This window comes from Halorubrum sp. FL23, from assembly GCF_052439115.2.
Classification (GTDB): Archaea; Halobacteriota; Halobacteria; order Halobacteriales; family Haloferacaceae; genus Halorubrum; species Halorubrum persicum.
The window spans coordinates 1-5080 of record NZ_JBQVRO020000042.1; the positions used below are offsets into that span (position 1 = coordinate 1).

A 5080-nucleotide genomic window follows, 5' to 3' on the forward strand; every position below is an offset into this window, starting at 1 on the left:
CAAACGACGACCAATCTTACAAGAGACACTCGCTACCGCTACACAACCGAGGTGTGAGTCTTAACTGAAGACGGATGGGAGCGCCGTTGAGAGAGTCAGTATGACACGCCACACAGCCATATCAAGCCGATTGAACGCCTTACAGAGCGTTGAAGGTGTAGGAAGTTCAGCTAATCCGAGGGCGTAACGAATGCGTGGCATCTCGATTAATTCGTCAAGCAGGCCACGATAGGTCGTGTTCTTCCGAACTTTGAGACACAGCAAAACAACGTGCTGTGGGAGTGTATAGCGGTGTTTAGAGAATTTCGAGGAGTATCGAGAAACCGCTCGGCGTGCCAAATGGATCGCCTTCTCAGTAAACCGGAGAATCTGCGACTTCGGGAGGGCCTTCATCTCATTGAATTACACGGCGAACATGTAACTCCCTGAGGATTTGAGCAAAGCCTGTGCACACCATCTTCACCCACTCGTGGTCGGAGTCTTGCCCGACCAGTTCCACGATAAATATAGAAAGAGCCGTGCTATAAGCCGGCCTTCCGAAGCGGATACCACGCGATGATGGGGACAATAATAGTGTTGATTAAAAATAAGAGAAGGATAGCGGGTTCTGTGAATCCTAAAACGAGTTTTGCGGTGCCCACAGTAACAATGTTCACGACCAACAAACTAAGACCGATCAACACCGGTCCTAAAAGCTGAGTGTTAAACTGGCCGTTTGACTTTTGGTACTCCTTTTTATAATCATCAATCAGTTCCCAAACCATTGATTTAATACATGAATTATCACATGTTAAATCTTCTGTTGCCCCTGTATTGGCCGTAATCGAAGTAGAATATATCACTTCCTAAGGATTTCAACAGAGCCATGTCTCCTCATGTTTTGTTAGACATCCGTTGTGAGAAAAAAGAAGTCGTGAACGTTTCGTGTCGTTCGTAACTTAACAGACCCTGTGAGTCACAGATTCGGCGTTTGAATTTCTACAAACCACCAACCAGACGACAGATGGTGCGTCTCGCACTTGATCTGATTGCCAACAGGCTCTTCGGAGGATGCCGTTACAGCGTGGTTGATTCTCAGCGCCTCACCTTCCCAAACAGTTATCACCTACAATCGCCTACAATCAAATACAAAGAGGCTTCCACCATGCCTGTCGACCTTCGAACTCACGATCCATCCGACGACGTCCAGATCAACCCGCGTACGAACAAGGCTGCCATTATCTGCCTCCTCTATACGAACCCCAACTACGGGTTCACACCCTCCGAGATCCACAACCGACTTGATGACATCCCAAAGGGAAGTATCACGGGCACGCTCACCCGTCTTCTCAACGACGGCGACATCGGCAAGACCGCTGACGGCTACTACCACGCCCTCGAGAGCCGTGATGACCTCCGGAGATTCTCTCGCGGCCTCGTTCAAGTTCAGACCCTCACCGACCGCTACAACGATGGCTTCACCCCTGACGATATCGAGCAAACGGATGATCACCCCACGAGCAACACACACTCCGAGACCAGACAGCACAACAGTGCCAACGAAGAACCGGCACCCGAAGACTGGATTGAGAGCGTCGACGACTCCGAGCAGGCGTAGCGACTCGATATGACATGGTATTTTCAGGGCAGTCTCGTCTTTGCGGTCGACCCGACGGGAGCTCATACGAACCCACGTCCCGTCGTTGTCATCTCAGATGCTGACCGGCCATACTTGGAAGAGGAAGCAACTGTCGTTTGTCTCGGCACGAAGGCCGACGAGCGGTACAAGCACTCAACGCCTGTTCTCCCGAACGATGTCATCAACAATGCTCACCTCAAGAAGACTACGTACGTCCTCCCGTGGGCGATCTACACGATCCCTCTCTCCAGTATAGACGATACTCTTCCACGGGGACGACTCACCGACGAAGGTATGGACCTCATCGCAGACGCTGTCGACGATATGATTCGACCGTGAACCGCCTCGGGGTCAAGCCTCGAGGCACTCGGCCTGCACAGTCTGTAGAACACGAAATTTGCTTTGAGATTTTAGCTGAGAGAATTCCTTGGCGTGTTCACACTGCGCTCTGTAGGTAGCTCGCCAGTAGGGAAAGCCACCTACAAGGGGTAAGACTAACTCGACAGTTGGTGACACAACGGTATGTCTCGGAGACGGTGTCTTGGACTGGTGGCGGTCGGTATACTCGTGGTTCTCGCAGGCTGTGCGGGCGTCGTCGACGACGCCGAACCGGAGCCACGCGTCGCGCTCGCGCCGGGCGGACGGTAGCGTGTGCAGCGCGGTTGCGGTCGGAGTTCGGTGGGGCCGCCGCCCCTTCCGAGTGATCAACGCCCATTGGGTCACCGTCGCTCGCGACGTGGAGCGTGAAAGAGGGTTGTGCGTGCATACTCGATCGTTCGGACAGAGAGGCTAAAAAGACAGAGCGTGACAACCAGCACACCTCTCGTCGATATCCAACAGGCCCCCTGTTTCCGCATAATCGAACACTCCACATGCCACGACGACACACAGCCGGGGACACACCCCTCGTTTCCGCATTATTCACCCGGTGATTTGGAGGACCTCAACAGCGGTCCTCCACGAGTATTATACTTAAACGGTGTCTATACGCCAGTACCGGATCGTCTAATAGTGCTGTTTTTTGGTGTTTACAGTCTACAACACAACAACAACAATACATTAAACAAAAGATATATAATAATACGGGAAGAGTAGGGTGAGATTATCGGGGAGGGTATGATTCGGCTTCGAGACAGACGCTCTGGTATCTCCACACCCAGTAGCGAGTATTATGCGGAAACAAGGTGTGGGTGTGGTATATAAAACCCGACTTATGAGGAAGTTCGAGAAAATGCGGAAGATGGGGTTTTATAAATGAATGTGTGTATGATACTCGTAACGTAGAGCCCCCATGTCGCTGTTTGAAACCGACACTAACGTCTTCGAGAACGAGCGCGCGTTGATGGAAGAGTGGGTTCCTGATCGCCTCCCGGAGCGCGAGCCCGAATTGGAAGAGATCGCAAAGAGTTTTCGGACAACTATCCGCTCTGGGATCGAACCGAAGAACGTCCTCATCTCCGGGAAGACCGGGCAGGGGAAGACCGTCACCGCCCGTGTTGTGTTGGAGGAACTTCACAACTACTGCCAAGAGAAAGATATCGACCTCCGGACGTTTGAGGTGTCGCTGAAAGACGTGAACACCGCCTACCAGTCCGTCGGGAAAATCCTCACCCAGATCGAGCCCGAAACGACAGAGCGACCGAAGGGGCTTTCTCTCACCGATCTCAACGAGCGGATGTTCCGCCGGCTTGATGAAATCGGTGGGTACATCGTATTCTTCCTCGACGAAATTGACAACCTCGGATCTGACGACGACCTGTTGTACCAGCTCCCACGGGCGCGGTCGAACGGGAAGATCACGAACGCGCACCTATCGATTATCGGTATCTCGAATGACCTCCAGTTCAAACAGGATCTATCCGCAAAAACGAAGGACAGCCTCTATGAGAACGAGGTTCACTTCGATCCATACGACGCCGACGAGCTTCGGTCTATTCTGTACGACCGTGTCGAAACCGCGTTCAAACCCGGTGCAGTCGATGACGGCGTTGTCGGGCTGGCTGCCGCGTGGACAGCAAAAGATACTGGCTCTGCGAGACAGGCTATTCGACTCCTGCATGAAGCCGGGGATATTGCTTGCGTTGAGGGGAGCGATATCGTTACCGAGGCGCACCTCGACAACGCCCGAGACGAACTGGAGGAAGTGAATATCGTCAACAAGCTCAAGGACTTGACGATCAACGATCAGGCGCTCTTGATGGCGCTGGCGATACTCGAATCCCGTGGAGACACGCCGGCACGGACGAAAGAGGTCTATTCGGAGTACAAACGCGTCGCTGACGCGATCGGGACGAACCAACTCACGTCGCGGAGTATTCGTGACAAGCTCACGAACCTCGATACATACAATCTGGCGATGACCCACAAGCGGAAGGGCGGCGTGCAGGGCGGGGATTACTACCTCTCAGAACTACGCGTGAACCTCGATTCGCTACTGGAAGGATTCGAGCACGTCGAGGACTTTGACGGGATCGTGCAAGACGTGGATACATTCAGTCGACAGAGTACCCTGTCGTAGGACTCAACGTTTCTCGCGGGTGGCCTGTTCGTTGCTGGTTGCCTCGTTCGGTACCTCTCGAAGGAACGGGGGCATATCCATCATCTTTCAATCATTTTCGGGGCTAGAACCTATAGAACCAGAGAGGGTGCTACTTGTGGGGGGTGTGCCCGTGTTAGTAGACTTTGCCGTCGGCGAAGTCCATGAGATCGCTGAAAGCGTGTGGTGGGAGCATCAGCGGTTTGTTTGCCCAACCGCCAGATTCCGAGTAGTAGCCGGCACGAATTTCCTCGGTTCCGTCTTCCATTTTGATGAGCTGGATACAATTCCAGTACCGTTCGTGATCTACTTCTTGGAGACATCCGACCTCCCTTACAACTTCGCCTTCACCATCGCGAAAGCCTCGGGGCAGATCGGGCACGAATTCGGGCGCGGATTCGCCGTAGTGGAAATCAGCCATACATGAAAGAAATTCGAACTCTCATATATAAAGCCGGCGTTTATAGAGATTTTCGGCTCTGTTGGCTCTGTTGAAATCCTCAGCAAGTGATATATTCTGACCCGGTTGCGGTCAATACAGAGAATGCAGTCAGCAGATGAAGGGCCTTCTTTTCTCTATCCACATCTTGAATCAGCCGGTAAAATGCGTTTGTATACCATGCACATGTTTCTTATCTATTTTGATAAATACAACCGAGAGTTATTCTATCTCCTGTGCCATATAAGCATATGACACAGCGATCTGAGGGGTATCAATTCCATCTTGAGAAGGCTCTAGAAGTCGATACTCGCGAAGAGAAGAATTTCCATATTCGACAGGCTCTCCAGATTGGTGTCGTTTGCGATGAGCCGGAATAGTCGCTGATAGACTCACAGGACAGATGAATTATTGGTCGCGTCGCAAGATCATTTAGAACCAAGCCAACACTCGACGCAACGAAGTAGCAGTTGATACGTCAGAGGAA

5 protein-coding genes and 1 pseudogene are annotated in these 5080 nt (G+C 52.1%); 3 read left to right on the forward strand and 3 right to left on the reverse strand.

Annotation, left to right across the window (positions count from 1 at the left end; all coding sequences use genetic code 11):
- Nucleotides 1–78: 78 nt before the first annotated feature.
- Together ACT4MF_RS18680 and ACT4MF_RS18685 are read right to left on the reverse strand one after the other, a co-directional pair.
- A pseudogene (locus ACT4MF_RS18680) lies at nucleotides 79–393 on the reverse strand (transposase); the annotation flags it as partial.
- 128 nt (nucleotides 394–521) lie between these two features.
- A complete protein-coding gene (locus tag ACT4MF_RS18685) occupies nucleotides 522–764 on the reverse strand; it encodes a hypothetical protein (protein ID WP_444683825.1) in 243 nt (80 codons plus the stop codon).
- A gap of 380 nt (nucleotides 765–1144) precedes the next feature.
- On the opposite strand from ACT4MF_RS18685, the gene ACT4MF_RS18690 reads away from it, so the two are divergent.
- The 3 genes from ACT4MF_RS18690 (at nucleotide 1145) to ACT4MF_RS18700 (ending at nucleotide 4136) form a co-directional block, all read left to right on the forward strand.
- On the forward strand, nucleotides 1145–1597 hold the full coding sequence (locus ACT4MF_RS18690) for a PaaX domain-containing protein (RefSeq protein WP_444683824.1): 453 nt from the start codon (nucleotides 1145–1147) through the stop codon (nucleotides 1595–1597).
- Nucleotides 1598–1606: 9 nt separating this feature from the next.
- On the forward strand, nucleotides 1607–1957 hold the full coding sequence (locus tag ACT4MF_RS18695) for a type II toxin-antitoxin system PemK/MazF family toxin (RefSeq protein WP_200532186.1): 351 nt from the start codon (nucleotides 1607–1609) through the stop codon (nucleotides 1955–1957).
- 952 nt (nucleotides 1958–2909) lie between these two features.
- The gene (locus ACT4MF_RS18700) at nucleotides 2910–4136 is read left to right on the forward strand and encodes a Cdc6/Cdc18 family protein (RefSeq protein WP_444683823.1); all 1227 of its coding nucleotides are present in this window, start codon (nucleotides 2910–2912) and stop codon (nucleotides 4134–4136) included.
- A gap of 154 nt (nucleotides 4137–4290) precedes the next feature.
- On the opposite strand, the gene ACT4MF_RS18705 is transcribed toward ACT4MF_RS18700, so the two are convergent.
- On the reverse strand, nucleotides 4291–4575 hold the full coding sequence (locus ACT4MF_RS18705) for a hypothetical protein (protein ID WP_256419618.1): 285 nt from the start codon (nucleotides 4573–4575) through the stop codon (nucleotides 4291–4293).
- Nucleotides 4576–5080 lie beyond the last annotated feature (505 nt).